Below are 24,994 nucleotides of genomic sequence, written 5' to 3'. Positions count from 1 at the left end.
CCCCCGTTGCTCTAGTCGGCAAAAGTGAAGTTCGGGGACAAGCAAGAAAAAGCGGCCGAACAATTCCGGTTACTTTCGGCCCCCGCGAAAAGCCCGACGACAAAAACTCAGACCATGCAAAAGCGATCGAGGGGAGCATGAACGTTCTCAAGGTAGCAGCCGTCAACGTGCTGGTGCTGTTGCTCGGCCTCGTCGTGGTCGAGCTGGTCTTCGGAACGTGGTTCTCCGAGGTGCACGCGCTTCACCAGTTCACGAAGCCGCGCAACGTCCACCTCGTTCACAAGAACCCGCTCTCCGACACGCCGCCTGAGATCCGCTACACGCGCGACGACAACGGCTTCCGCGGCCTCGACACGTCGGTCGACAAGATCGACCTCATCACCGTCGGCGGCAGCACAACGGACCAGCGATGGATCGACGACAGCGAAACCTTCCAGGCCGTACTTAAATCCCAGTTCAAGAAGGACGGAAAAGACATTCACGTCGCGAACGCCGGCATCGACGGCCAATCGACCTTCGGCCACATCCACAATTTCTCGTCATGGCTGAAAAACATCGACGGATTGAAGACGCGCTACATCCTCTACTACGTCGGCATCAACGACATCATGAAGACCAACCCCGACGGCACGTTTGACACCATTGCCGCCGACAACTCGCGCCTCAAGCTTCAGCTCTTCATCCGCGAGAAATCCGCGCTCTATCAGTTGTATCTGATTTCGCGCCGCATTCTCGTTCCCGACAAATACGATCACTCCCTCGACCGCCGGAACATCGCGACGGACGGCCCGTTCGCCACCAAGGGAAATATCAGGGACTACAATCTGCCGGAATTCACCGCGAGCCTGAAGGCGCTCGATGAGCGCATCACGGAGCTTGCCTCCCTCACGCGGGCGCTCGGCGCGAAGCCAATTTTCGTCACTCAGCGCAGCGCGCGCTGGAAGTCGGCCAACGGCGAGATCGTGGGCATCAGCGACTACAAGCCGGACTTTCACGAGGAAGCCTTCAGGAAGTTCGGCTCCGTCAACGGCGTCGATATCTACAACATCGAGCGGCGCATCGCGGATACCGTCCTGACGGCCTGCGGGAATGCCGGCGCCATCTGCCTCGACCTCATGTCCGAGATTCAATTCGATATCGGACAGGATTTCTACGATCCGATCCACACGACGCCCGCAGGTTCACGCGTGATCGGAGAATATCTCCACGAGCGGCTGAAGCCCCTCCTCTAGCGTTGCGCGCAAGCCTTCGAGGAAGCCCCGCCAGGCGATCCCCACTTTTTCGATTTCACAGCAAGGATCGGAGTGCCGAAAGGCGAGCGACGTCCTATCTTCCGGAATGCGAACCAAGGACGCCCCGGAAATGGTCACCACGCGCAGCAAACGCTCCCCGGAACCGGCAGCAGACCAGAGCGAAGCTCGCTTCTGGCAAGCCGTGACCGCGCGCGACAGTGCCTATGACGGAACGTTCTACTACTCCGTGGCGACGACCGGCGTGTACTGCCGCCCCTCCTGCCCCGCCCGTCGCGCGAACCGCGAGAACGTCCGCTTCCATGCCACGTGTGAGGAGGCGGAGGAGGCGGGCTTTCGTCCCTGCAAGCGATGCAAGCCCAGGGAAGCCTCGCTACACGAGATCCACGCCGCGAAGGTCGCGGCCGCCTGCAGGCTCATTGAGGAGGCTGACGAGACGCCCTCGCTCGACGAGCTGGCCCGGGCGAGCGGTCTCAGCCCCTATCACTTCCACCGCGTCTTCAAAGCCGCAGTGGGCATCACACCCAAAGCCTACGCCGCAGCCCATCGCCAGAAGCGCGTCCGCGACAGCCTGCAAGGGAGCAGCTCCGTGACCGAAGCCATCCACAAATCCGGTTTCAATTCGTCTGGCCGGTTCTACGCCAACTCCAGTGATCTGCTCGGCATGACGCCCTCGAGCTTCCGCGCTGGCGGCGCCAATGCCGAGATGCGCTTCGCGGTCGGTCAATGCTCGCTTGGCGCGATCCTTGTTGCCGCGAGTGCAAAGGGCGTCACCGCCATTCTGATGGGCGACGACCCCGCGGGCCTCGTCCGCAGCCTGGAGGACATGTTTCCGAACGCCACCTTGGTCGGCGCAGATAAGGCTTTCGAGGACGTCGTCGCCAAGGTGGTGGGGTTCGTGGAGAAACCCGGCTCGAGGCTCGACCTGCCTCTCGACGTGCGCGGCACCGCGTTCCAGCATCGCGTGTGGCAAGCCCTTCGCCAGATCCCTTCAGGCGAGACCGTGAGCTACGCCGAACTCGCCCAGCGCATCGGCAAACCGAAAGCCGTCCGGGCCGTCGCGTCTGCCTGTGCGGCCAACACCATCGCCGTCGCCATTCCCTGCCATCGCGTGGTGCGCACCGGCGGCAGCCTCTCCGGCTACCGCTGGGGCGTCGAGCGCAAGCGGACGCTCATTGCGCGGGAGGCGAAGCAGAAAACGAAATAGGGTAGGATCATCGCATCGAAGCCGGCAGAAAAGACCGGCGCGAGATGGAGGCCGCCCATGGAAAGCCTGCTCGTTGTCCTGACGTGGCTATCGGCCCTGGGCTGCGCGCTGGTGGCGGGCGTGTTCTTCGCGTTCTCCGCTTTCGTGATGAGGGCGCTCGCGCAACGGCCTGCGCCAGAAGCGATCGCAACCATGCAGGCCATCAACGTCGTCGTCGTGCAGTCGGCCTTCATCGCCGTGTTCGTCGGCACAACCGCGACATCGGCATTTCTGGTGCTTATGGCGGTGCTGAAGAGCGGCGACTCGCGCGCGCCCTGGTGGCTCGCAGGCGGACTTCTCTACGTGGCCGGAACCTTCGTCCTCACAATCGCGCGCAACGTTCCGCTCAACGACGCCCTCGCCCGCTGTGATCCTCCATCCGCCAAGGCGGTGGACCTCTGGTCCCGCTATCTCAAAGAGTGGACGTGGTGGAACCACGTGCGCGCCGCTGTCTCCCTCGCCGCGACAGCAGCCTTCGTTCAGGCGCTCAAATAAACGGTTCGCCCGCTTCGCCTGACAGTCCAAGCCATACCGCGCGCTCAGCTTTCGCGTCGCACAACGCACAGGTGTCAGCGAGCTGTCAGAATTCCCTTGTTATTGCCTGATAATCCCGAATAAATCGGGACAATTTCCCTATTAAGGGATGCGTAGGGGAGCGATGCGACCAGAGAGATTAGCCACGTGTGCCCTCATCGCGAGCGGCATGTCGCTCGCGAGCTGGCCCAGTTTCGCCGGTCCTGCGGTCGGGCAGTTCGAGGTCAAGACCTTGAACTCCGAGCCCGGCGAGATCGAGTTTCAGAGCCAGAATGCGTACGCTTTCGGCAACCCCCGGCGCAAGGTGGTACGCGACGCCAGCGGCGAGCTCGAAGCCGACGACAACTCCCTCTCCCGCCAGCGCAACGCACTCGAGCTCGAATTCGGCCTCACTCCGTTCCTGAAAACGCGTATAGGCGTCGAGTACGAGAAGGAGCGGCGCGAAGACCCCGAGACGCTTCGCCACGCGGAAGGCTACGAGAACCTCAAGCTCGACGAATACGCCGCCGAGGTCATCTGGATCATGATCCCGCGCCGCGGCGACGGCTTCAGTCTCGGCGTCGTCGTCGAGTACGAGCAATCCGCTGAAAGCGGCAGCTCGCGCACGATCAATGCCGGTCCGATCCTCGAATATGCGAGCGGCCCGTGGCACCTGAGCCTGAACCCCACGCTCATCAAGTTCCTCGGCGGCGAGCGTAACGACGCCGGCGAGAAGGACGAGAAGATCGACTTCGGATACGCCACACAGCTCAAATACCACTGGTCCGACAGCGTCGAGCTTGCACTGGAAGCCTATGGCACCGTGGATCGCATCGGCGGAAGCGGCGGGCCCAGTGAGGAAGCGGCCTTGTTCGGCGACTTCGACCAGCATCGCATCGGACCGGTCGTCTACTGGTCTTTGGGCCCCGACTTCTGCGCCACGCGAGACACCACGGAGAAGAGGAACGACGACGAAGGCTCCGAGGTCGTGCTCGGCATCGGCGCCTTGTTCGGCCTCAACAGCACGACGCCGGACACCACGCTGAAAGTCAGCTTGGAAGCGACCTTCTGAGATCGCGTAACGTCCTACCTGAGCTTTTCCTTGCCTGCCGAGAAGGCCCAGTCGAGCCAGGGCGTGAGCGCTACGAGATCACCCGTCTCCACCGTGGCACCCGTCCAGATCCTGAGACCCGGCGGCGCATCGCGATAGGAGCCGATGTCGAAGGCCACGCCTTCCGCCTCGAGCCGCAGTGCCAGCGCCTTCACGAAGGCCGCCTGCTCGGCAGCGGGAAGCGCCAGGACCTCGGGATCGACGATCTTGAGGCAGACTGACGTGTTGGACCGCGTTGCCGGATCGATCGCCAGATTGGCGACCCACGGCGTCCGCGCGATCCAGTCGAACAGCACACCTGCATTGGCGTTTGCCCGCGCCATCAAGCCCTGCAGGCCGCCAACGGTTTCGGCCCAGGCCAGCGCATCCAGATAATCCTCGACGCATAGCATCGATGGCGTGTTGATCGTCTCGCCCTCGAAGATCGCCGCATCGACCTTACCCTTCTTCACGAGGCGGAACAGCTTCGGCAAAGGCCAGGCTGGCGTATGGCTCTCAAGCCGCGCAACGGCGCGCGGGCTCAGGATCAGCATGCCGTGCGCACCTTCCCCGCCCAGCACCTTCTGCCAGGAATAGGTGACCACGTCCGCCTTCGCCCAATCGATCGGCTGCGCGAAGATCGCGCTCGTCGCGTCGATCAGCGTCAACCCTTCGCGATTATCCGCAATCCAGCGGCCATCGGGAACGCGCACGCCGGACGTCGTCCCGTTCCAGGTGAACACGACATCGCGCGAAAAATCGACCGCGCCGAGATCGGGAAGCGCGCCATAGTCCGCCTCGATCACGCGCACGTCCTCGACGCGAAGATGCTTGACGATGTCGGTGACCCAACCTTTGCCGAAGCTCTCCCATGCCAGCACATCCACGCCGCGCGCGCCCAAGAGCGACCACAGCGCCGCTTCGAACGCACCCGTATCGGAGCCCGGCATGATGCCGATGTGATAGTCGGCCGGCAGGCCCAGCAGCTCGCGCGTTTTGCTGATCGCGAGCTTGAGGCGCGCCTTGCCCTCCTTCGAGCGATGCGATCGGCCCAGAAACGCATCCCCGATCGCGTCCGGATTCCACCCGGGACGCTTGGCACAAGGCCCTGAGGAGAAACGCGGGTTCGAGGGGCGCTGAGAAGGCTTCGAAAGCGTCATGAGGCAAGCGATCCGGTTTCGATGAAAATCTGGAGGCAGCGAACGATCAAAGCTCGAAGGTTACGACCTGCGCCACCGCTGGCAATGCCTGAATCTCGGCAAGCGCTGCGTCCGCAAGCGGCGCCGAGATGCTGATGAGCGCGATGGCGTGGTCCTGCCCTCCGGCGCCGGCCCCGTCGATACCCACATGCATACGCGAGATATTGATCGCCTCACGCGCCAGAATGCCGCCGAGCGCGCCCACCACACCCGGCCGGTCCAGGTGACGTGTGAAGATGAAATGTCCCTTTGGCACGGCCTCGACATCGTAGGCATCGATCCGCACGAGGCGCGGCAGCCGCCCGCCGAGTAGCGTGCCCGCAACCGTCGTCGTCGCCGTCTTGGTCACGGCGCTGATTTCCACGAGCGACACGTAATCCCGGGCAAGCTCCGAGCGCGACTCCCGCACCTCAATGCCCTGCGCGCGGGCAAGATGCGTGGCATTCACCCGATTGACTGGCCCCGCGAGGCGCTTGTCGAGCAGTCCGACGAGCGCTTCCGCCGTAATGGGGCGCGCATCGAGCTCCGCCACACTACCATAGAGCCGCACCACCAGCTCACTGATGGGTCCGTGGCTGAGCGAGCCCACGAGCCGGCCTAGCGCATGCGCCAACTCCTGATAGGGCCGCGTGCGGTTGAACTGCTCGCTCGAGATGCGCGGCAGGTTGACGGCCGTCTCGGCGGCCCCGCTCGTCAGGAAGCGGGCGATGTCCTCCGCGATCTTGACGCTCACGGCCTGTTGCGCCTCCTCGGTCGACGCGCCGAGATGCGGCGTAACGACCACGCTGTCGAGGCTGAGCAACGGCGAATCCTTCGGCGGCTCCTTCACGAACACGTCGAGCGCCGCGCCTGCCAGATGCCCGCTCTGCAAGGCTTCGAACAGCGCCGTCTCGTCGACCAGCCCGCCCCGTGCGCAATTGATAAGGCGTGCGCCGTGCTTCATCTTCGCGATGCGGCTCTGATCGATGAGATTGCGCGTCTTATCGATCAACGGACAATGCAGTGTCACGTAGTCCGCGCCCGAGAGCAAGGCGTCGAGCTCCCGCGGCTCCGCACCCGACTGCGCCAGGATTTCCGGAGAAACGAACGGGTCGTAGGCCCACACCTGCATCTTGAGGCCCGAGCATCGCGCCGCAACCAGCCGCCCGATGGTGCCGAAACCGATGACGCCGATAGTCTTGCCCGCAAGCTCCGCGCCGACATAGCGCGTGGGCTGCCACTCACCGCGCCGCACGGAGCGATCGGCTTGCGGCAAATGACGGCTGAGCGAAAGAAGATGAGCGATGGTCAGCTCTGCGGTCGTCGTCGCGTTGGCGTCGGGCGTGTTGAATACAACGATGCCGCGTTCCGTCGCGGCAGGCACATCGATGTTGTCGACGCCGATACCAGCTCGCCCGATCACCTTGAGCGAAGTTCCAGCCGCAATGACCGGCGCTGTGACGCGCGTTTTTGAGCGTACGATAAGCGCATCGTAACGCCCGATGCAGGCGATGAGCCCGGCCTCGTCGAGCCCGGTTGCGACATTGACGGAAAGCTTGTCGCTCGACTCAAGCAGCTTGCGCCCGTCCTCGTGAATCGGATCCGCGATGAGCACACGAAAGGTCTCTGTCATTCGTTCCGGCCTCGTATCCAAGATGTGAATCGAGCGGCCATCTGACGATGGCGTCACGCCGCTACGTTTGGCGGTCTACGGAGCGGAGAGCAACATCAAAACCGGCACCCTAGACCAAAGCAGCGAGTCGCCTCGGAAGAGCAGGCGCAAGCTCAGGCGGAACCGAACCGCAAAGCCGATGTTCTTGATGAGCGTCTGTGGCCATGGAGGACATCATGCCGCAAGGAGACAAGAGCAAGTATACCGTCAAGCAGGAGCGCAAGGCTGATCACATCGCCAAGGGATACGAGAAGCGGGGCGTAAAGAAGAAGGAAGCCGAGCGCCGCGCGTGGGCAACCGTCAACAAGGACGACGGCGGCGGCAAGAAAGCCGGCGGCTCGGGCCGCGGCCGATCGACGGGAAATCCCGCGGCCCACAAGGGCGGAAAGCTCGGCGGCAAAGCATCAGCCGCGCGCCCGGCAGCCGCAAGATCGGCCTCTGCCCGTAAGGCCGCGGCAACGCGCAAGCGCCGCGGATGAAAGAGATCTTCTGAGACCGGGCTCCGGCGGTCCGATGCCGCCGGAGCAAACCATATCCGCGGACTTCAGTCGCGATAGCCCTTCAGGATCTCGCCGGTCGCCGGATGGACGTGCGCTTCCACCCGAACGCCGTCTGCGTTGGTGCCTTCGAACTCGTAGGCGCCGTCGTCCGCCTCGATCTCGTGCACCTTGTAGCCCTGCCCCTCGATCTTCTTGATCACGTCCGAGATCGAAAGCCACTGATCACGCGGCACATTCAGCGGCCCGGTGTAGTCGTCGCCGGCGAACGCGGGTGCGGCGAGAGCGAGAGACAGGGCCGACACGGCCAACAGCTTCTTCATAGGATCATCTCCGTTTATGTTGTATGCGACCGGACGCAGATGTCGTCCGGTAGACGCATCCTCGCTCAACCCCGCTGATCCCTCGCTGATGGCCGCTGTCAGCGGTTTGTCAGCAGAAAACGTGCATAAATCGCCCCTATGAGACTGTCTCGAACCACACCCTCTCACGCGCTATTTTTGGCGCTGTCCCTCGTCGTAGCGGCCCCAGCGGCCCACGCCGACAACGACGCGCGCGATCAGGCCCTGGCCCGCAAGGCTCTGCTCGAAGGCCGTATCAAATCCCTGTCCGACATAACGGAGCAGGTGAAACCGAAGCTGCCGGGCAAGATCCTGGGCGTCGAGCTGGACGTCGAGAAGGGCGGCCGCTTCGTCTATGAATTCGACGTCATCGATTCCGCCGGACGGCTGAAGGAAGTCGACGTCGATGCAGCGACCGGCGAGATCCTGAGCATCGAGGACGACGACTGATGCGTATTCTCGTGGTCGAGGACGAGCCGCAGATCGCATCCGGCATTTCCGCCGCGCTCGCGGCTTCCGGCTATCAGCCACGCATCGCGGCCGACGGAGAGGAAGCCTGGTTTCTGGGCGACACCGAGGACTTTGATCTCGTGGTGCTCGACCTCGGCCTCCCCAAGATGGACGGCCTCGCGGTCCTCAAGCGCTGGCGCGCCGCCGGGCGGCAGATGCCGGTGCTGATCCTCACCGCGCGGGGCGCTTGGCCGGAGCGCGTGGAGGGCATCGACGCCGGCGCCGACGATTACCTCGCAAAGCCGTTTCAGATCGAGGAGCTGATGGCGCGCGTGCGTGCCCTCATCCGCCGCGCGGCCGGCCACGCGTCGCCGGTCATCGAGTCGGGTCCGATCTCCATCGACACGCGCCAGATGCGCGTCCTCGTGAACGGCACGAACGTCGCGATCTCTCCGCTCGAATATCGCCTCGTCGCTTACCTGCTGCATCACAAGGGACGCGTCGTCTCCCCCGGTGAGCTGATCGAGCACCTCTACGGCGACGACGACGCACGAGACGCCAACGCGCTCGAAGCCGTCGTCACGCGCCTGCGCAAGAAGCTCGGCGCAGACGTCATCCAGACACGGCGCGGGTTCGGCTACATGGTTGCAGGCGCCCCCGAATGAGACTCGGCTCGCTGCGCCTCAGGCTTCTGCTGGCGGGCGCCGTCTCGACCGCTATCGCGCTCGCGCTCGCTGCCTACGGCCTGACCGTTCTCTTCGAACGGCACGTCGAGCGGCGCATCGACGCCGAGCTGACCGTCTACCTCAACCAGCTCACCGCGCATCTCGAGCCCGCGCCCGAAGGCGGCATCCGGCTTCAGACGTCTCCCGCCGATCCTCGCTTCGACGTCCCCCTCTCCGGCCTCTATTGGCAGATCGTGCACGAAGAGAGCGGAACAGTGCTCCGCTCACGCTCGCTGTGGGATTCGGAGCTGGCGCTTCCCGCGGAGCCGAACGTCGACGACCAGATCCACCATCACCACATCGTCGGCCCCGCGAAAGCCCAGCTCTACCTCCTGCAACGCCGTATCGAGCTTCCTCCGCGCATGGGCGGCGGCACGGCACGCATCGCGGTGGCCTGGGACGCGGCGGAGATCTCCAACGCCGTCCGCGAGTTTGCCGTCGATCTCACGCCCTTGCTCGCGATCATCGGCGCGCTTCTCCTCGCCGCGACCTGGATCTGGGTGACCATCGGATTGAAGCCCCTAGCCGCAGTCCGCACGCAACTTGCCGCCATCCGCTCCGGTAAGAGCAAGCGCCTCGGATCGAGCTTTCCCGACGAGGTTCGCCCGCTCGCCCACGAGATCGACGATCTGATCGACGCGCGCGACGCCGAGCTCGCCCGCGCCAAGAGCCGAGCCGGAGACTTGGCCCACGGCCTCAGAACGCCGCTCCAGGTTCTGCAGACTGAAATCGAGCGCTTGGCCAAAGGCGGACAGACGGACGTCGCTCTTAATCTCTCGACGGTCACCCGCACCATGCAGAGAACCGTCGAGCGTGAATTGGCGCGCGCGCGCCTCGCTGCCCCCAACCGGAGCGCGGAGACCAGCGTCGCGACAGCCATCGAGCAGGTGATCCGCGTCGTCCAGCGCACGCCCGACGGCGAGCGCCTCGACTGGATCGTGGACGTCCCTGCCGGCCTCAGCGCGCCCATCGATCGCGACGACCTGTCGGAAGCCATGGGCAACCTGATCGAGAATGCCGCGCGCCACGCACGCCACGCCATCACCATAACCGCCCGCCGCGACGGCGCCTGCATTACCCTCTCGGTCACCGACGACGGGCAAGGCATCCCCGAGGGGCACTTGGCCGAAGCGCTCCGCCGCGGTGGACGCCTCGACGAGCGCGGATCGGGCGCGGGCCTCGGCCTCGCCATCGTGACGGACATCGTCGACTCCTGGGGCGGCACGCTGACCCTGAGAAACGCAAATCCGGGCCTCACGGCGACCCTGAGCTTCGAAACCGCCCCGCGCAGATCCTGACCTCCGTACCGGCCTCGGCAAGTCCATCGACATCCGCCTGACAATTCGCTGACAGAGCCCATCAGGGGGCCGTCAGGGGCGATCTCCTAGTTTGTGTCTGCCGAAAACGTCGTGCGCGGTTTCTGAGGTTCCCCAACCGCACGCGGCCAAACGCCAACGTTTGAAGAGAAAGAGATTGAATATGCAGAAATTGATGCTGGCCCTCGCAGTGCCCGCCCTCGCCACCGCAGCGCTTGCCTCTTCCGCTTCCGCCGGCGACCGCCCGCCGAACCCTGCCGAGCGCGCCCGCGTCGAGGCCGTCCTCAGCGCCAACGGCTTCGTCTCCTGGCGCAAGATCGAGCGCGATGACGGAAAGTGGGAGGTCGACGATGCCCGCCATGCCAACGGCCGCGTCTATGACGTCGATATCCGCGGCGGCCGCATCGTGAAGCGCGAGCTCGAGGACTAAGCCTCGGACGCTCCTGAAGGCCTCTCCGCGCCCCTGGCAAAAGCCGGAAATTCATGGAGCCGATTTCAGACTCTGGCGGGCCGTCTCACAAGGACGCCCGCCCTTTTTGTTTCACCCGCCGCGAACGCAAGAAAAGCAGAGGCCTCAAACGCACTGCTTCTTCGCGGCGAGAGCATGAAGCGCGTCGCTCTCGGCGGTGGCGCGCTGGAAATCACTCGTCGCCTTGAGCCCGTCACCCGGCCCGCCGAACATGCGGCCAAGCGCGGCGCCCACCGTCGTCGGCCGGCTCCGTTCTTCCACCGCCGCCCTGGCGGGTAAGCTCTTGATCTGAAGGCTCAGGATGTCGAGGCGATCCTTGATCTGCCGGCACGCCAGCTTCTCTTCGTCCTCGCTCACCAGATAGGTTCCGTCGGGTTGATACCCGGCGCGGGGAATACCGGCGAGATCCTGCATCGATGCGCAACCGCCGAGCGCGACCAACGCGCACGGGGCCAGCAGCCGAAAGCATATCCTGCCGATGTTCGAGAGCATCCCGCCCGTTTCCCCCTGTTGGCGCGACGATCAACGGCTGCGCGACCCTTCAAAGAGACCAGCAAGATCTATTTGAACCGCGGAATGCGCGCAACCGTAGGTGCCCAATCGCCCCCTGAAACCTCATCCTCTCCCGACAAAGGGCATCTTTGTGGCCATCAGCGTCATGAATTGAACGTTGGCATCGAGCGGAAGGCTGGCCATGTAGACGACCGCATCGGCCACATGGGCGAGATCGAACCGCGGCTCTGGCTTCACGCTGCCGTCGGCCTGAAACACACCGCGCGCCATCGGCTCCGTCATCTCGGTTTCCGCATTCCCGATATCGATCTGCGAGCAGGCGATATCGAAAGCGCGCCCGTCGAGCGAGAGAGACTTGGTGAGCCCCGTGATCGCGTGCTTGGTCGAGGTATAGGGCGCGGAGAAGGGGCGTGGCGTCACCGCCGAGATCGAGCCGTTGTTGATGATGCGCCCGCCCCGCGGCATCTGCCGCCGCATCATTCGAAACGCCGCTTGCGCGCAGAGGAAGGCCCCGGTCAGATTGACGTCGACAACCGCTTTCCATCTCTCGAAAGGAAGCTCGTCGATGGTGACGGCCGGCGCCGAGATGCCGGCATTGTTGAACAGCACATCGACCCGCCCGAAGGCCTCTTCGGTTTTTTGGAAGAGGCGCAGGACGGCCGCTTCATCGGCGACGTCCGTGGCGACCGCGAGCTTGCGTCCCGGGCGGGCGGTGCACGCATCGAGCGTCTCGTCGAGCGCGGCTTGACGGCGCCCGGCGAGCACCACGTCGAAGCCCGCGTTGAACAGCGCGACGGCAACCGCACGGCCGATGCCGCTTCCGGCGCCGGTCACCACCGCCACTTTCCCCGCCTGTGTCATGGCGAATGCCCGCGCGGATCAGCGCGTCGGAACCGGCTTCTCGCCGCGATAGTCGTAGAACCCGCGGTTCGTCTTGCGGCCGAGCCAGCCTGCCTCGACATACTTCACGAGCAGCGGACAGGGACGATACTTGGAGTCCGACAGCCCTTCGTACAGCACCTGCATCACCGCGAGGCACGTGTCGAGGCCGATGAAGTCGGCCAGCTCGAGCGGTCCCATGGGATGGTGCGCGCCAAGCCGCATCGCCTTGTCGATCCCCTCGACCGTGCCGACGCCTTCATACAGCGTGTAGACGGCCTCGTTGATCATCGGCAGCAGAATGCGATTGACGATGAACGCCGGGAAATCTTCGGAGACGGCCGTGGTCTTGCCCAGGCTCTCCACGAACGTGCGCGCCACGCCGAACACGTCGTCCTCGGTGGCAATGCCGCGGATCAGCTCCACAAGCTCCATCAGCGGCACCGGATTCATGAAGTGCATGCCGATAAAGTGCTCGGGCCGGTCCGTGGTGGAGGCGAGCCGCGTGATCGAAAGCGACGACGTGTTGGTCGCAAGCAGCGCCGACGGCTTCAGCTTCGGGCACAACTCCTGGAAGATGCGCCGCTTGACCGACTCATCCTCCGTGGCCGCTTCGATCACGAGATCGCAGTCGCCGAGCGCGTCGAGGTTCGGCGCGAACTGGATACGACCGAGCGCCGCCTTCATGTCGGCTTCGTTGACGACGCCCTTGGCCACCTGACGGCCAAGATTCTTCTCGATCGTCGAGATCGCCTTGTCGACCGCTTCCTTGCGGACATCGGTCAGCAGCACATCGTACTTTCCGAGCGCGATGACGTGCGTGATGCCGCTGCCCATCTGGCCCGCTCCGATCACACCGACCTGCTTGATGACCGGGACCGGTCTAACGGCCGGCTTGGCTTTGACTGCAACATCCATGGTGAATGTCCTTCTTGTCCCGGGCCCGCCGGAGCACATCCTGCGGAGCCTGTCCCGGCATCATGTCGGGGCCACGCTGCGCATGAAAATCCGGCATACGCACCGGTTCGTCGTAGAAAACGCGACGCCAAAACTGTAGGGCGCCCGATCTTTCGATCGAACGCCCCCTGATCTTAAAGTCCGGCCTTGCCGAGTTCCGCGTCGAGTTCCGGCAGGGCTTGAAAGAGATCCGCAACGAGACCGTAGTCGGCGACCTGGAAGATCGGGGCTTCGGCGTCTTTGTTGATCGCAACGATGACCTTCGAGTCTTTCATGCCGGCGAGATGCTGGATCGCGCCCGAGATGCCGACGGCCACATAGAGCTCGGGAGCAACCACCTTGCCCGTCTGGCCGACCTGCAGATCGTTCGGCACGAAGCCCGCATCGACCGCTGCGCGCGAGGCACCCATCGCCGCGCCGAGACGCGTCGCGATCGGCTCGATGTAGGTCTTGAAATTCTCACCGTTGCCCATGCCGCGGCCGCCGGAGATGACGATCTTGGCGGCAGTGAGTTCGGGCCGGTCCGACTTCGTGAGCTCCGCGCCGACGAAAGAGGAAATGCCGACGGCGGGTGCAGCCGAGACGCTCTCGATGGGAGCCGAGCCGCCTTCGGATGCCGCCGCGAACGCAGCCGTCCGCACCGTGATCACCTTCTTGGCTTCCGTCGACTGCACCGTCTGGATGGCGTTGCCGGCATAGATGGGCCGCTCGAACGTATCCGGCGAAACCACCTTGATGATGTCGGAGATCTGCATCACGTCGAGCAGAGCAGCCACGCGCGGCAGCACGTTCTTGCCCGAGGCCGTGGCCGGCGCGATGATTGTGTCGTAGTTGCCCGCGAGCGAGACTACGGTCGCCGCGATTTCCTCGGCGAGACCGTTGGCGAGATGCGGGGCGTCCGCCACCAGCACCTTGGCAACGCCGTCGAGCTTGGAAGCAGCTTCCGCAGCCGCCTGCGCGGCGTGGCCAGCGATCAGCACGTGCACGTCGCCGCCGATGGCCTTGGCAGCCGTCAGCGCCTTCCCGGTGCTGGCGCCGAGCGCCGAGTTGGAATGATCCGCAACAAGAAGAATAGCCATTAGATCACCCCCGCCTCGGTCTTGAGACGGCGCACCAGCTCCGCCACATCCGCCACCTTCACGCCGGCCTTACGCACCGGCGGCTCCGTGGTCTTGAGCACTTTGAGACGCTGGGCGACATCGACGCCGTAATCGGCGGGCTTCTTCACATCGAGCGGCTTCTTCTTCGCCTTCATGATGTTGGGAAGCGAAGGATAGCGCGGCTCGTTCAAGCGCAGGTCCGTGGTGACGATCGCGGGAAGCGTGAGCTTCACCGTTTCAAGACCGCCGTCCACCTCGCGCGTCACGTTCACGGCGCCGCCTTCGGGAACGACCTTGGATGCGAACGTACCCTGAGCCCAGCCGAGCAGCGCAGCGAGCATCTGGCCCGTCTGATTGCTGTCGTCGTCAATGGCCTGCTTGCCGAGAACGACGAGGTCGGGCTTCTCCTGCTCGACGACAGCCCGCAGAAGCTTGGCGACCGTGAGCGGCTCGACCGGCGTATCGTCAGCCGTCTCGACGAGGATCGCGCGATCGGCGCCGATGGCGAGCGCGGTCCGCAGCGTCTCCTGTGATTTCGTGGTTCCGATCGACACCGCGACGACTTCAGTCGCAGGATCTTTTTCCTTGATCCGGACAGCCTCCTCGACGGCGATCTCGTCGAAGGGGTTCATGGACATTTTGACGTTGGCCAGCTCGATCCCTGATCCATCCGCCTTGACGCGGATCTTGACCGCGTAATCGACAACTCGTTTCACCGCGACGAGGATCTTCATGATGCGCGGCGCTCCCCGGCGCACTGCCTTGTTCTGGTCATTGCTTTCCTGGTTTTTTACGTTCCGAAATTTGCCCGCGGGAGAACGAACTCGCGGCCCACCTGCGCTGCCCGTCTCCCTTCGATGTCACCGGCGCCAGCCCCATGGCATAAACTCGAGTGACCTCTGACTTTACAAGCCCTTCGCAAGTGCGAGAGAGGAAACTACGAGCCGCCAGGGTTCAAGTCAATGCGGCCAGCAGAAGGACTTCTGCCGCCCGAATTGGCAGGACACGGATCAGCTTCCGTAACCATACCCCCTGTCGAACAGCGGCACACCCGGACGGCGCAGAAAAACCACCAGCACCGCACCCGCAATCAGCCCGCCGATATGCGCCCACCAGGCCACCGGTCCCACCTGCGGCAGCAGCACCATGACGACCTGGATGAGGATCCACAGCCCCAGCGCGAAAGCAGCCGAGATCCGGAGCGGAATGGCCTTGAGGGCCAGCACCCACACCCGGACCCGGGGATGCAGAACGAGATAGGCGGCGATCACGCCCGCCACCGCCCCGCTGGCCCCTATCAGGGGGCTTTCCGAGCCGGGCTCGACCCAGGCGTGCAGCAAGCCGCCCGCCACGCCACATGCCAAGTAGAAGAAGAGAAACTTGAGATGCCCCATGGCATCTTCGACGTTGTCGCCGAAGACCCACAGAAAAAGCATGTTACCGGCAAGATGAAGCACATCGCCGTGGAAGAACATGTAGGTCAGCAGCGTCAACTGCTCGGGCACCGCCGGCCCCATGGACTCGGTCGGGATCGGCAGCAGGCTGGTATCGAACAACTCCCTGGGAACAATGGCGAAACTGGCGATCGCCACCTCCTCGAGCCGTGTGCGCTCAAGAAGATACACGATCACGTTGATCGCGATCAGCATGATCGTCACATACTGAAAGCGGATCGATTTCAGGGAGTTCTCGTCGTGTAGCGGAACAAACATGGCTCGGTCCCCCTCGGCTCGATCCACAAGCAGCTTTTAGCGGTTTTGCCCTGGCACCCACAGCACGTCGCTGCGGCCCCGGTCGTTCACGTAGCGCCCCGCCACGAAAAGGAAATCGGAAAGACGATTGATATACTTGAGGGCCGCGGCGCTCACAGGCTCGTCCTCCTGGGCCGCCAGCGCCACCATCTCACGCTCCGCGCGCCGGCACACCGTCCGCGCCACATGCAGGGCCGCCGATGCCGGAGATCCGCCAGGAAGAACAAAGGATTTCAGTGGTTTAAGCTCTGAGTTCATCTCGTCGATCTCGGCTTCGAGGCGCGTGACCTGATCGTCCGAGACGCGCAGCGCCTCGAACCCCAGCGCCTTCCCCCGGTCCGGCACGCAGAGATCCGCACCGAGATCGAACAGGTCGTTCTGCACCCGGCCGAGCTTGGCATCGAGGCCCGGATGCCCCGCGAGATGGATGCGCACCATGCCGAGCGTGGCGTTGGTTTCGTCCACCGTGCCGTAGGCCGCGATCCGCAGCGCATCCTTGCGCACGCGTTCCCCTGTGCCGAGGCCCGTGGTGCCGGCATCGCCCGTCTTCGTGTAGATCTTGTTGAGTTTGACCATCGTGAAGCAAATCCCCCAATCGGCGCTCACACTAGATTGCTTGCGTCAAAGTGGGAACCGCTTTCCGACGCGAAAAAGAGCCATTGAGACCCGTCACATGTGCTGTTTGACGTAGACGTACGCGACGATCATCACGATGGCGGCGAACTGCAGGCCGACACGCCAGCGCATCAGCTTTTGGCTGAGGTTGGGGCTACGCCCCCGGGTCATGACCCACAGTCCCATCAGAAGCACGATCAGGACCGCGAACACCGCGCCTGTCGACAGGTAGTACATTGCGGATTGCATACGAAAAAGCCTCGATTTTCGGGACGTCGGTATCCTAACGTAAGGTTAGCTCGCTTCAAATACCATGCGGCCCTCTCGGCGCAATCCGGCGCCGCTCGCCCCCCGTACGTTGTTCAAACTTTGTTTGCGCTCCCGTGCCCTAATTCTAACCACTTATCCGGGCGTTGTAGGTTCGGCTGCGCCCCCTCGGGAAGGGACGCGTGGCAAGGGTTGCTCCGGAGTGTTTGTTCCGGCGCGATCGTAGGTTAAACAGCGCCCTTGGGATGAGGCCGCGGCGTGGGGATGCCGAGGGGCCGCTCGCTGGGGAAATCGAACGCAAAGCGCGCGTCCGGCCGGTGCGCCGGAACGCGGACACGAAAGTTGATCGATCGCGGGGCGCCGAGCCGGCATCCCGCCGAATGTCAGATTTATGAGACCATGAAGACCAGGGTCGGTGGTGCGGCGTACGGCACGGGTCATCTCAGTCGGGCCAGATGGGCTAGGGTGTGAGCCGAACCAGGATTGCGACCTCCAGCGAAAAGCAACGCGCCCGCCGCATCGCGGCGGCGCTGACGCTTGCGATGGCCGCTTCCGGCGCTGTGATGTCCGCCGCGCCAGCCCAAACACCCCAATCGACGGACGACGCGACAAGGAAGCTCGAGAACCAGAAAAGCGAGCTTGCCGCAAAGGAAGCCCGTGATCGCGAGCTTCAGAAGGATCTGGTCAGCATTGCCGACGAGCGGCGCGAGATCAACGCGCGCCTGGTCGAGACCGCCGCGCTCGTCCAGAAGAGCGAAGAGCAGATGACGGCGATCGAGAACCGCCTCGCCGGCTTCGAGAAGCAGGAGCAGGCCGTCCGCGCCTCCCTTGCCAAGGAGCACAGCAAGATTTCGGGACTCCTCGCAGCCCTCCAGCGCATGGGGCGCAACCCGCCGCCGGTGATCATCACCCAGCGCGAGGATGCGCTCGAGATGGTGCGAAGCGCCATGCTGCTCGGCATTGCCTTCCCGGGGCTGCGCGAGGAAGCCCGCGTGCTCACCACCAAGCTCAACGAGCTGGTGGGCATCATGAACAACATCCGCCGCGAAGGCGACAACCTGCGCGCCGAACGCGACCGGCTGAACGCCACTCAGACACGCCTTGCGAGCTTGCTCGAAACCAAGAAGCAATCGCTGGCCGACCGTCAGGCCGAGCTGAAGCAGGTGCGCGAGGCCACCGCCGAGATCTCGAAAAACGTCAGCGACTTGAGCGAGCTGATCGCCCGGCTGAGCCAGCAGGTGAACACCACCCCAACGCTGTCGCCCCCGGAGAAGCCGGAAGACCAGCAGGTTGTCGCCATGCTGCCGCCGGCCACTCCGCCGAAAGCGCCCGCGGGCTCCGAAGCCGTCCCCGCCGCCCGCACCATCGCGCCGGATACCGCCGTGGACAGCGCCCCGCCGGTCCCCCCCCAGCGGGCCGAGGAAGTGGCAATGATGACCCCGCCGCCGGCGCGCGAGAAACCCTCCTCGATCGTCGAGCTGGCCCCGTCCACGACCGCCTTGATGCCCGGAAAGCCGGACCGGATCACGCCCGCCATCCAGTTCCAGCACGCGAAAGGCAAGCTGCCTCTCCCCGCGCGCGGGCGCAGGGCCTTGGGTTTTGGCGACAAAACCCAATATGGAGGAACGTCCAAGGGTCTCGTCCTGGAAACCCGGTTCGGCGCCAGGGTGACCTCACCCTGCGACGGCTGGATCGTGTACGCCGGAGAATTTAGAAGCTACGGGCAACTCTTGATCATCAACGCCGGCGGCGGGTATCATGTGTTGGTGGCCGGATTGTCACAAATGGATGTCGGCCCCGGACAGTTTGTATTGGCCGCCGAGCCGATCGGGACGATGAGTAGCGCACCTCGCACAGCACAATTGGCGTCCGAAAAGACGGGAATGGGCCAAGCGGCGCCGCAAGCCAGCGCGCCCGTTCTCTACATCGAGTTTCGCAAGGACGGGCAACCCATAGATTCGGATCCATGGTGGGCCGCCTCTGATCAGAAGGTACAGGAATAATGCGCAAGACCGATCTGGTGTTCTGGACGTTTTTGACGATGACGGGTCTCGCCGGCGCCACCACCGTGCTGAACGTCTCGCAAACGTACTCGGCCAATTCGCCGAACTCGGAACTCTATCGCCAGCTCGATCTCTTCGGTGACGTGTTCGAGCGCGTCCGCTCCGACTACGTCGAGAAGCCGGACGACACCATGCTGATCGAGAGCGCGATCAACGGCATGCTGGCCGCCCTCGACCCCCACTCCTCTTACATGAGCCCGAAGAACTACCGCGACATGCAGGTGCAGACACGCGGCGAGTTCGGCGGCCTCGGCATCGAGGTCACGATGGAGAACGGCGTCGTCAAGGTCGTCTCGCCGATCGACGACACGCCCGCCTCCAAGGCCGGCATCCAGGCCAACGACCTCATCACCCATCTCGACAGCGAGCAGATCTCCGGCCTCACGCTCGAACAGGCCGTCGAGAAGATGCGCGGCCCGGTCAACACGCCGATCACGCTGACCGTCGTGCGCAAAGGCAAGGACGAGCCGTTCGACGTGAAGATCGTCCGCGACTTCATCCGCATCAACGCCGTCAAGGCCCGCGCCGAGGGAGACATCGCCTATCTCAAGGTCACCACCTTCAACGAGCAGACGCACGCCAACCTCGTGAAGTCGATGGACGCCCTCAAGAAGGAGATCGGTCCCAAGCTGCGCGGCTTCGTCATCGATCTGCGCAACAACCCCGGCGGCCTTCTCGATCAGGCCATCGCCGTGTCCGACGACTTCCTGGAGCGCGGCGCCATCGTGCTGACCAAGGGCCGCAACAACGAGGAGACGCAGCGCGCCCAGGCTCGCCCCGGCGACACGGCCGAAGGCAAGCCCATCGTCGTGCTGATCAACGGCGGCTCTGCCTCCGCGTCGGAGATCGTGGCCGGCGCCCTCAAGGACCACAAGCGCGCCACCATCATCGGCACGCGCTCGTTCGGTAAGGGCTCGGTGCAGACCATCATCCCGCTCGGCGCCAACGGCGCGATCCGTCTCACCACGGCTCGCTACTACACGCCGTCGAACCGCTCGATCCAGGCGAAGGGCATCGATCCGGATATCGTCATCGAGCAGGAGCTTCCCGAGGAGCTGAAGGGCAAGACCACCGAGAAGCCCCGCGGCGAGGCGAGCTTGCGCGGACACCTCAAGGGCGAGGATGCGCTCAAGGCCGAGCAGGCTGAGAAGAACGCCGAAAAGGAAAAGACCGAGGCCGGTAAGGAAGAACCCAAGGAAGAGCCGAAGGAGGAATCGGGATCGTCGGCTTACGTGCCGAAGGAGCCCGAGAAGGACACCCAGCTCCAGTACGCCCTGAGCTTCCTGCGCGGAACCGCGACCGGTGAGACGGTTGCCAAGCCCGCCCAGCCGCCGTCCAGCCCGGGCGCTAACGAAAAGAGCACGGTTCCGAACTGACACCGGTTGCTCGCATGAGATCGCGCCGAGAGCTTCGGCTCCGGCGCGGAAACCTGAACCGGCATTGCCCCTGCGGCATAGTGACCGGATGAGACCATGAGATGGGCGCTGATCGGCGCCCATCGCCGTTTCCACGCCAAACAGCCCGCCAACAGAACGAGCCTTCCGCATGAGCACGCCCAAGCCGGATCCCGCGACCCTCAGCTATCGCCCCTGCGTCGGCATCATGGTGCTGAACCGCGAGGGACGTATCTGGGTGGGCCAGCGCGCCGACATGCCGGGCGATGCCGAAGGACAGGGAACCTGGTGGCAGATGCCCCAAGGCGGCATTGATGAGAACGAAGACCCGCGCCTAGCGGCCTTGCGCGAGCTGCGCGAGGAAACCGCCATCAAAACCGTTGAGATTATTGCGGAAACACCGAGCTGGCTGACCTACGATCTGCCGCCTCATCTGATCGGCGTCGCCTGGGGCGGCCGCTACCGCGGCCAGCGTCAGAAGTGGTTCGCCGCCCGCTTCCTCGGCGCAGAATCCGAGATCGATCTCGGCATCCCCGGCACCCCGAACGCCGAGTTCGTCACATGGCGGTGGGCCTCAGCCGAGGAGCTTCCGGCCGCCATCGTCCCCTTCAAGCGGGACGTGTACCTGGAGGTGCTCCGCATCTTCGAGCCCCTCCTCGGCAAGCCTGCCGGCTAACCCACCGATATTCCGCACGGCACAGACGGGCTGACAAAAACTCGCTAACTTCGCGGGTATGATGTCGTTTGAATAGTTCGGCGCCACGCGGGCCCGGAACCATGATTCCCGTTCGAACCCTATCGAAGGCGGGACAATCGTGACCCCGGCTCAGGCGCCGGTTCCGCACGCGAACGCCGGTCCGCCCACACCCATGAAGCACACAGAGCTAAGCCACATCTCCAAATCCCGCGAGCTTCCCTACAGGCCTTGCGTCGGCATCATGCTTCTGAACAAGACCGGCCGCGTCTGGACCGGCCGCCGCCTGCCGAAGTGGAGCGGAGACAAATCCGGCTACATCTGGCAGATGCCGCAGGGCGGTATCGACAAGGGTGAGGAACCGATCGAGGCAGCCTATCGCGAGTTGCGCGAGGAGACGGGAATCACCAGCGCCGACGTCATCGCCGAAATTCCCCAATGGCTGACTTATGACCTGCCCGAGCCGCTCGTCGGCGTTGCCCTCAAGGGCAAGTACCGCGGCCAGCGCCAACGCTGGTTCGCCATGCGGTTCTGGGGCGACGACAGCGAGATCGACATCCGCCCGCGCAATGGCAAAGCCGAGTTCGACCGCTGGAGCTGGCGCGAGATGTCGGAGCTTCCCGACCTCATCGTCTCGTTCAAGCGGCCCGTTTACCAAACCGTCGTAGAGAGATTTGCCTATCTCGCCCAAAGCTGAAATGAAAGAGCGATCGAACACGGATCAAATCTGATTCCGATCAATCTGGTCACCCAGCCTGCTGGCTATACGAATTTGATAATCCAACGGCTCTCGCCCCGGCGGAGCTGAACCGATTGTTGTATTCCCACGTTCCCTCAAGATCCGCCGCCCGCCGTTTTAAACGCAGACCCGCCGAGTTCAGCACATGTCCACACGCACCTTGACGAGAACGCTGCCCCCCTTCAACGATGGCGCGAACTACCAGACCGGCCAACCATTCGATCAGGCCGAATACGATCGCATCAAGGAGCTTTGGCTCGATCACATCGCCGCCGAGCATCGCGGCGACATCCCCGGCCTCCTCGCCACCCTCACCGAAGACTGCGTCTACACCATCCTGAACAACGGCAAGGTCTGGAACGGCCACGAGGGCGCGGCCAAGTTCTACGACGGCTTCCTAAAGGCGTTTCCGGAGAACTGCTTCTCCGTGGTCAACGTCTTCATCGGCCCCCAGGGCGTGGTCGAGGAAGCGCACTTCAACGGCGTCCACCACGGCGATCTCATGGGCCTGCCTTCCACCGGCCAGCCGATCGAGTTCGACGTTGTTCTGCTCTTCCCGTGGGATGCGGAGAAAAAGAAGTTCAAAGGCGAGCGCATCTACTTCGCCATCGAGCACAACCTGCTCGCAAACGTCGGTCAGCTCCTCCGCCGCATGGGCCGCAAGCTGGACTTGGCGGAGCAGAAGTAGCCGTTCCCTTTTTTCAACGTGTGCGTATCTGGATCCCGGCCTGCGCCGGGATAACGGCCCTGTTGTGGGAAACGCCTGCCACAAATGTCTCGTCACCCCGACGTCATGGCGAAGCCATGCTCCGCATGGGCGGTCGGGGCCCAGACACGTCACGATGCAAGTCCAGGATCGGACACGAGGCGCGCTTCATTCATCTTGGGCTTAAAAGCAAAAGCGCCCGGACAACGCCGGGCGCTTTTCAATTTCACAACCGAAAAGGCGCTTAAGCCTTGAGCGCCGAGAGCGCAGCGATTGCCTGGTTGGCAACGAGACGCTGCTCGTCGGTCTTGGCCTGAGCCAGCTCGGCCTCAGCCTCGGAAAGCTGCGTCGAGATCGCCGAAGCGTTCAGATCCGCGACGTCGTAAGCCTTCTCGGCGAGCACCGTCAGACGATCGGGCTCCACCTGTGCGAACGCCTGCCGCACGTAGACCCGCGACTTGCCGCCGGCGAGCACCACGTCGATCACACCAGGCCGCAGCGTGGAAATCAGCGGAGAATGGCCGGGGAGAATGGTCATGTCGCCTTCGGCGCCCGGGAGCTGAACCTGCTCTGCCTCGCCCGAAAGAAGAACCTTCTCGGGGCTGACCAGCTCGAATGTGAACGTCTGAGCCATTGGCTTCTCTTCCTCAAATTCTGAACCGGCCCGCGCACCCGTGCGATCCGCAGGCCGCGGAAGGCGACGGCGCGCTTACGCGTCGTCGTCCTCGTCGTCACCCGCCTTCGCCCTGACCTCGTCAGGCGTCTGCACGCCCTTGCCACAGAACGGGCAGAAGAAAATCGGATGATCGACCATGCCCGGCTCTTCGTCCTCGAGCTCCACGAGCCCGACGGACATGTAGAGCACGCCGTCGTCACCGACCGTGATCAGCGGCTCGAACTCCTCGCCGCTCATCGCCTCTTTCAGTTCTTCGCAGCAAGAGCCAAAGCTCTGAGCGTCTCCACCTGCCATCTCAACCCCCGCTCCGTCGCCTTGCGACCGGATTTCACTTCTAGACAGACGCAAACGCGAGATCGCCCGGCCGGTGCCGGCCGGACGACTCTAGGACTCTATCAGGCGGCCTCAGCCAGCTTCTCGGCCTTCGCGATGGCCTCGTCGATCGAGCCCACCATGTAGAACGCCGGCTCCGGCAGATGGTCGTAGTCGCCCTCACAGAGACCCTTGAAGCCCTTGATGGTGTCGGCGAGCGACACGAGCTTGCCGGGCGAGCCCGTGAACACTTCCGCGACCGTGAACGGCTGGGACATGAAGCGCTCGATCTTGCGGGCGCGGGCCACGGCCAGCTTGTCCTCTTCCGAGAGCTCGTCCATGCCGAGAATGGCGATGATGTCCTGCAGCGCCTTGTAGCGCTGGAGGATCGACTGCACCTTACGGGCAACCTGGTAGTGCTCCTCGCCGACGATGCGCGGATCGAGCATGCGCGAGGTCGAGTCGAGCGGGTCGACTGCCGGGTAGATGCCCTTTTCTGCGATGGTACGCGAAAGCACCGTCGTCGCGTCCAAGTGAGCGAACGAGGTGGCGGGCGCGGGGTCGGTCAAGTCGTCGGCGGGCACGTAAATGGCCTGCACCGAGGTGATCGAACCCTTCTGCGTGGTGGTGATGCGCTCCTGGAGAGCACCCATGTCGGTGGCGAGCGTCGGCTGATAGCCCACCGCCGAAGGAATACGTCCGAGCAGAGCGGACACTTCCGAGCCGGCCTGCGTGAAGCGGAAGATGTTGTCCACGAAGAACAGCACGTCCTGGCCCTTGTCGCGGAAGTCCTCGGCGACCGTGAGGCCCGAGAGAGCGACGCGCATACGAGCGCCCGGCGGCTCGTTCATCTGGCCGTACACGAGGGCGCACTTGGAGCCCTTGGTGGAGCCGTTGTTCTTCTTCGGGTCGATGTTGACCTTCGACTCGATCATCTCATGATAGAGGTCGTTGCCCTCACGCGTACGCTCACCGACGCCCGCGAACACGGAGTAGCCGCCGTGTGCCTTCGCGATGTTGTTGATGAGCTCCATGATGAGAACGGTCTTGCCCACGCCGGCGCCGCCGAACAGGCCGATCTTACCGCCCTTGGCGTACGGAGCGAGCAGGTCGACGACCTTGATGCCCGTCACGAGGATCTGCGCTTCCGTCGCCTGATCGGCGAACTGCGGAGCGGGCTGGTGGATGGCGCGCGTAGCGTTGGTCTTCACCGGGCCTGCTTCGTCCACCGGCTCGCCGATGACGTTGATGATGCGGCCCAGGGTCTCCTCGCCGACCGGAACCGAGATCGGCGCGCCGGTGTCCTCGACGCTCTGGCCGCGCACGAGACCTTCGGTCGAGTCCATGGCGATGGTGCGCACGGTATTCTCGCCGAGATGCTGCGCAACCTCGAGAACGAGGCGGTTGCCCTGGTTCTTGGTTTCGAGGGCGTTCAGAATTTCCGGCAGATGGCCGTCGAACTGCACGTCGACGACAGCGCCCATAACCTGACGAACCTTACCAACCTTGCTTGCCATTTTCCTCTCCAGCCAAAATGCTCAGACCATGATCGCTTCGGACCCTTTTAGTCCGAAGCGTGAC

General features: G+C 64.0%; 28 protein-coding genes. 14 read left to right on the top strand and 14 right to left on the bottom strand.

Going from position 1 to position 24,994, the window contains the following annotated elements; genetic code table 11:
* The first annotated feature begins 137 nt into the window (after window positions 1-137).
* The 4 genes from PE058_RS02385 (at window position 138) to PE058_RS02370 (ending at window position 4,081) form a co-directional block, all read left to right on the top strand.
* Complete coding sequence (locus PE058_RS02385) at window positions 138-1,232, top strand: hypothetical protein (protein ID WP_271029742.1); 1,095 nt, start codon at window positions 138-140, stop codon at window positions 1,230-1,232.
* 130 nt (window positions 1,233-1,362) lie between these two features.
* Window positions 1,363-2,457, top strand: a complete 1,095-nt coding sequence (ada, locus tag PE058_RS02380; protein ID WP_271029741.1) for a bifunctional DNA-binding transcriptional regulator/O6-methylguanine-DNA methyltransferase Ada — start codon at window positions 1,363-1,365, stop codon at window positions 2,455-2,457.
* A 57-nt stretch (window positions 2,458-2,514) separates the two neighbouring features.
* On the top strand, window positions 2,515-2,991 hold the full coding sequence (locus PE058_RS02375) for an anthrone oxygenase family protein (protein ID WP_271029740.1): 477 nt from the start codon (window positions 2,515-2,517) through the stop codon (window positions 2,989-2,991).
* A gap of 163 nt (window positions 2,992-3,154) precedes the next feature.
* Entirely contained in the window at window positions 3,155-4,081 is a 927-nt protein-coding gene (locus tag PE058_RS02370; protein ID WP_271029739.1) for a hypothetical protein, read from the top strand.
* A gap of 14 nt (window positions 4,082-4,095) precedes the next feature.
* On the opposite strand, the gene PE058_RS02365 is transcribed toward PE058_RS02370, so the two are convergent.
* On the bottom strand, window positions 4,096-5,259 hold the full coding sequence (locus PE058_RS02365) for a phosphoserine transaminase (protein WP_020085953.1): 1,164 nt from the start codon (window positions 5,257-5,259) through the stop codon (window positions 4,096-4,098).
* Between the two features lie 46 nt (window positions 5,260-5,305).
* Complete coding sequence (gene serA, locus PE058_RS02360) at window positions 5,306-6,910, bottom strand: phosphoglycerate dehydrogenase (RefSeq protein WP_020085952.1); 1,605 nt, start codon at window positions 6,908-6,910, stop codon at window positions 5,306-5,308.
* Between the two features lie 215 nt (window positions 6,911-7,125).
* Here serA and PE058_RS02355 point away from each other — a divergent pair, with 215 nt between their 5' ends.
* Window positions 7,126-7,428 carry a plasmid stabilization protein gene (locus tag PE058_RS02355; protein ID WP_271029738.1) on the top strand — a complete coding sequence of 101 codons (303 nt, stop codon included), beginning with the start codon at window positions 7,126-7,128 and terminating at the stop codon, window positions 7,426-7,428.
* Window positions 7,429-7,493: 65 nt separating this feature from the next.
* Here PE058_RS02355 and PE058_RS02350 read toward each other — a convergent pair whose 3' ends face one another.
* The gene (locus tag PE058_RS02350) at window positions 7,494-7,769 is read right to left on the bottom strand and encodes a PepSY domain-containing protein (RefSeq protein WP_020085950.1); all 276 of its coding nucleotides are present in this window, start codon (window positions 7,767-7,769) and stop codon (window positions 7,494-7,496) included.
* Window positions 7,770-7,946: 177 nt separating this feature from the next.
* Here PE058_RS02350 and PE058_RS02345 point away from each other — a divergent pair, with 177 nt between their 5' ends.
* The 4 genes from PE058_RS02345 (at window position 7,947) to PE058_RS02330 (ending at window position 10,708) form a co-directional block, all read left to right on the top strand.
* Window positions 7,947-8,237, top strand: a complete 291-nt coding sequence (locus tag PE058_RS02345; RefSeq protein ID WP_020085949.1) for a PepSY domain-containing protein — start codon at window positions 7,947-7,949, stop codon at window positions 8,235-8,237.
* Complete coding sequence (locus tag PE058_RS02340; protein ID WP_271029737.1) at window positions 8,237-8,902, top strand: response regulator transcription factor; 666 nt, start codon at window positions 8,237-8,239, stop codon at window positions 8,900-8,902. The genes PE058_RS02345 and PE058_RS02340 overlap by 1 nt, the downstream gene beginning before the upstream one ends.
* Window positions 8,899-10,260, top strand: coding sequence for a sensor histidine kinase (locus tag PE058_RS02335; RefSeq protein WP_271029736.1), 1,362 nt, complete (start codon window positions 8,899-8,901; stop codon window positions 10,258-10,260). Before PE058_RS02340 ends, PE058_RS02335 begins: the two co-directional genes overlap by 4 nt.
* A gap of 181 nt (window positions 10,261-10,441) precedes the next feature.
* Complete coding sequence (locus PE058_RS02330; RefSeq protein WP_271029735.1) at window positions 10,442-10,708, top strand: PepSY domain-containing protein; 267 nt, start codon at window positions 10,442-10,444, stop codon at window positions 10,706-10,708.
* A gap of 144 nt (window positions 10,709-10,852) precedes the next feature.
* Here the strand turns inward: PE058_RS02330 and PE058_RS02325 are convergent, their stop codons facing one another.
* The 8 genes from PE058_RS02325 to PE058_RS02290 form a co-directional block, all read right to left on the bottom strand.
* Window positions 10,853-11,161 carry a hypothetical protein gene (locus PE058_RS02325; RefSeq protein WP_156827357.1) on the bottom strand — a complete coding sequence of 103 codons (309 nt, stop codon included), beginning with the start codon at window positions 11,159-11,161 and terminating at the stop codon, window positions 10,853-10,855.
* A 201-nt stretch (window positions 11,162-11,362) separates the two neighbouring features.
* Window positions 11,363-12,121: an SDR family oxidoreductase gene (locus tag PE058_RS02320; protein ID WP_271029734.1), complete on the bottom strand. Its 759-nt coding sequence runs from the start codon at window positions 12,119-12,121 to the stop codon at window positions 11,363-11,365.
* Window positions 12,122-12,139: 18 nt separating this feature from the next.
* The gene (locus PE058_RS02315; protein WP_020085943.1) at window positions 12,140-13,057 is read right to left on the bottom strand and encodes a 3-hydroxybutyryl-CoA dehydrogenase; all 918 of its coding nucleotides are present in this window, start codon (window positions 13,055-13,057) and stop codon (window positions 12,140-12,142) included.
* Window positions 13,058-13,230: 173 nt separating this feature from the next.
* A complete protein-coding gene (locus PE058_RS02310; protein ID WP_020085942.1) occupies window positions 13,231-14,175 on the bottom strand; it encodes an electron transfer flavoprotein subunit alpha/FixB family protein in 945 nt (314 codons plus the stop codon).
* Window positions 14,175-14,930, bottom strand: a complete 756-nt coding sequence (locus PE058_RS02305) for an electron transfer flavoprotein subunit beta/FixA family protein (RefSeq protein WP_271029733.1) — start codon at window positions 14,928-14,930, stop codon at window positions 14,175-14,177. Before PE058_RS02305 ends, PE058_RS02310 begins: the two co-directional genes overlap by 1 nt.
* A gap of 276 nt (window positions 14,931-15,206) precedes the next feature.
* Window positions 15,207-15,908 (bottom strand): rhomboid family intramembrane serine protease, encoded by a 702-nt coding sequence (locus PE058_RS02300; RefSeq protein WP_271029732.1) that lies wholly within the window; start codon window positions 15,906-15,908, stop codon window positions 15,207-15,209.
* A gap of 36 nt (window positions 15,909-15,944) precedes the next feature.
* Entirely contained in the window at window positions 15,945-16,523 is a 579-nt protein-coding gene (locus tag PE058_RS02295) for a cob(I)yrinic acid a,c-diamide adenosyltransferase (protein ID WP_020085939.1), read from the bottom strand.
* Between the two features lie 93 nt (window positions 16,524-16,616).
* Window positions 16,617-16,811: a twin transmembrane helix small protein gene (locus tag PE058_RS02290; RefSeq protein WP_026868026.1), complete on the bottom strand. Its 195-nt coding sequence runs from the start codon at window positions 16,809-16,811 to the stop codon at window positions 16,617-16,619.
* 485 nt (window positions 16,812-17,296) lie between these two features.
* On the opposite strand from PE058_RS02290, the gene PE058_RS02285 reads away from it, so the two are divergent.
* The 5 genes from PE058_RS02285 (at window position 17,297) to PE058_RS02265 (ending at window position 22,407) form a co-directional block, all read left to right on the top strand.
* Window positions 17,297-18,832: a murein hydrolase activator EnvC family protein gene (locus PE058_RS02285; protein ID WP_271029731.1), complete on the top strand. Its 1,536-nt coding sequence runs from the start codon at window positions 17,297-17,299 to the stop codon at window positions 18,830-18,832.
* Window positions 18,832-20,268: a S41 family peptidase gene (locus tag PE058_RS02280; RefSeq protein ID WP_271029730.1), complete on the top strand. Its 1,437-nt coding sequence runs from the start codon at window positions 18,832-18,834 to the stop codon at window positions 20,266-20,268. The genes PE058_RS02285 and PE058_RS02280 overlap by 1 nt, the downstream gene beginning before the upstream one ends.
* A 169-nt stretch (window positions 20,269-20,437) precedes the next feature.
* On the top strand, window positions 20,438-20,962 hold the full coding sequence (locus PE058_RS02275; RefSeq protein ID WP_020085935.1) for an RNA pyrophosphohydrolase: 525 nt from the start codon (window positions 20,438-20,440) through the stop codon (window positions 20,960-20,962).
* A gap of 193 nt (window positions 20,963-21,155) precedes the next feature.
* Window positions 21,156-21,677, top strand: a complete 522-nt coding sequence (locus PE058_RS02270) for an RNA pyrophosphohydrolase (RefSeq protein ID WP_020085934.1) — start codon at window positions 21,156-21,158, stop codon at window positions 21,675-21,677.
* A 187-nt stretch (window positions 21,678-21,864) separates the two neighbouring features.
* Entirely contained in the window at window positions 21,865-22,407 is a 543-nt protein-coding gene (locus PE058_RS02265; RefSeq protein ID WP_020085933.1) for an ester cyclase, read from the top strand.
* A 262-nt stretch (window positions 22,408-22,669) separates the two neighbouring features.
* On the opposite strand, the gene PE058_RS02260 is transcribed toward PE058_RS02265, so the two are convergent.
* The 3 genes from PE058_RS02260 to atpD all read right to left on the bottom strand — a co-directional run bounded on the left by PE058_RS02260 (window position 22,670) and on the right by atpD (window position 24,930).
* Window positions 22,670-23,059 carry a F0F1 ATP synthase subunit epsilon gene (locus PE058_RS02260; protein ID WP_271029729.1) on the bottom strand — a complete coding sequence of 130 codons (390 nt, stop codon included), beginning with the start codon at window positions 23,057-23,059 and terminating at the stop codon, window positions 22,670-22,672.
* Between the two features lie 75 nt (window positions 23,060-23,134).
* On the bottom strand, window positions 23,135-23,395 hold the full coding sequence (locus tag PE058_RS02255; RefSeq protein WP_026868024.1) for a hypothetical protein: 261 nt from the start codon (window positions 23,393-23,395) through the stop codon (window positions 23,135-23,137).
* A 101-nt stretch (window positions 23,396-23,496) separates the two neighbouring features.
* Window positions 23,497-24,930: a F0F1 ATP synthase subunit beta gene (gene atpD / locus PE058_RS02250; protein WP_026868023.1), complete on the bottom strand. Its 1,434-nt coding sequence runs from the start codon at window positions 24,928-24,930 to the stop codon at window positions 23,497-23,499.
* Between the last annotated feature and the right edge of the window lie 64 nt (window positions 24,931-24,994).

It is taken from the genome of Hyphomicrobium sp. DMF-1 (genome assembly GCF_027886585.1).
GTDB lineage: Bacteria > Pseudomonadota > Alphaproteobacteria > Rhizobiales > Hyphomicrobiaceae > Hyphomicrobium_C > Hyphomicrobium_C zavarzinii.
This window is presented reverse-complemented; position numbering and strand designations above follow the sequence as displayed.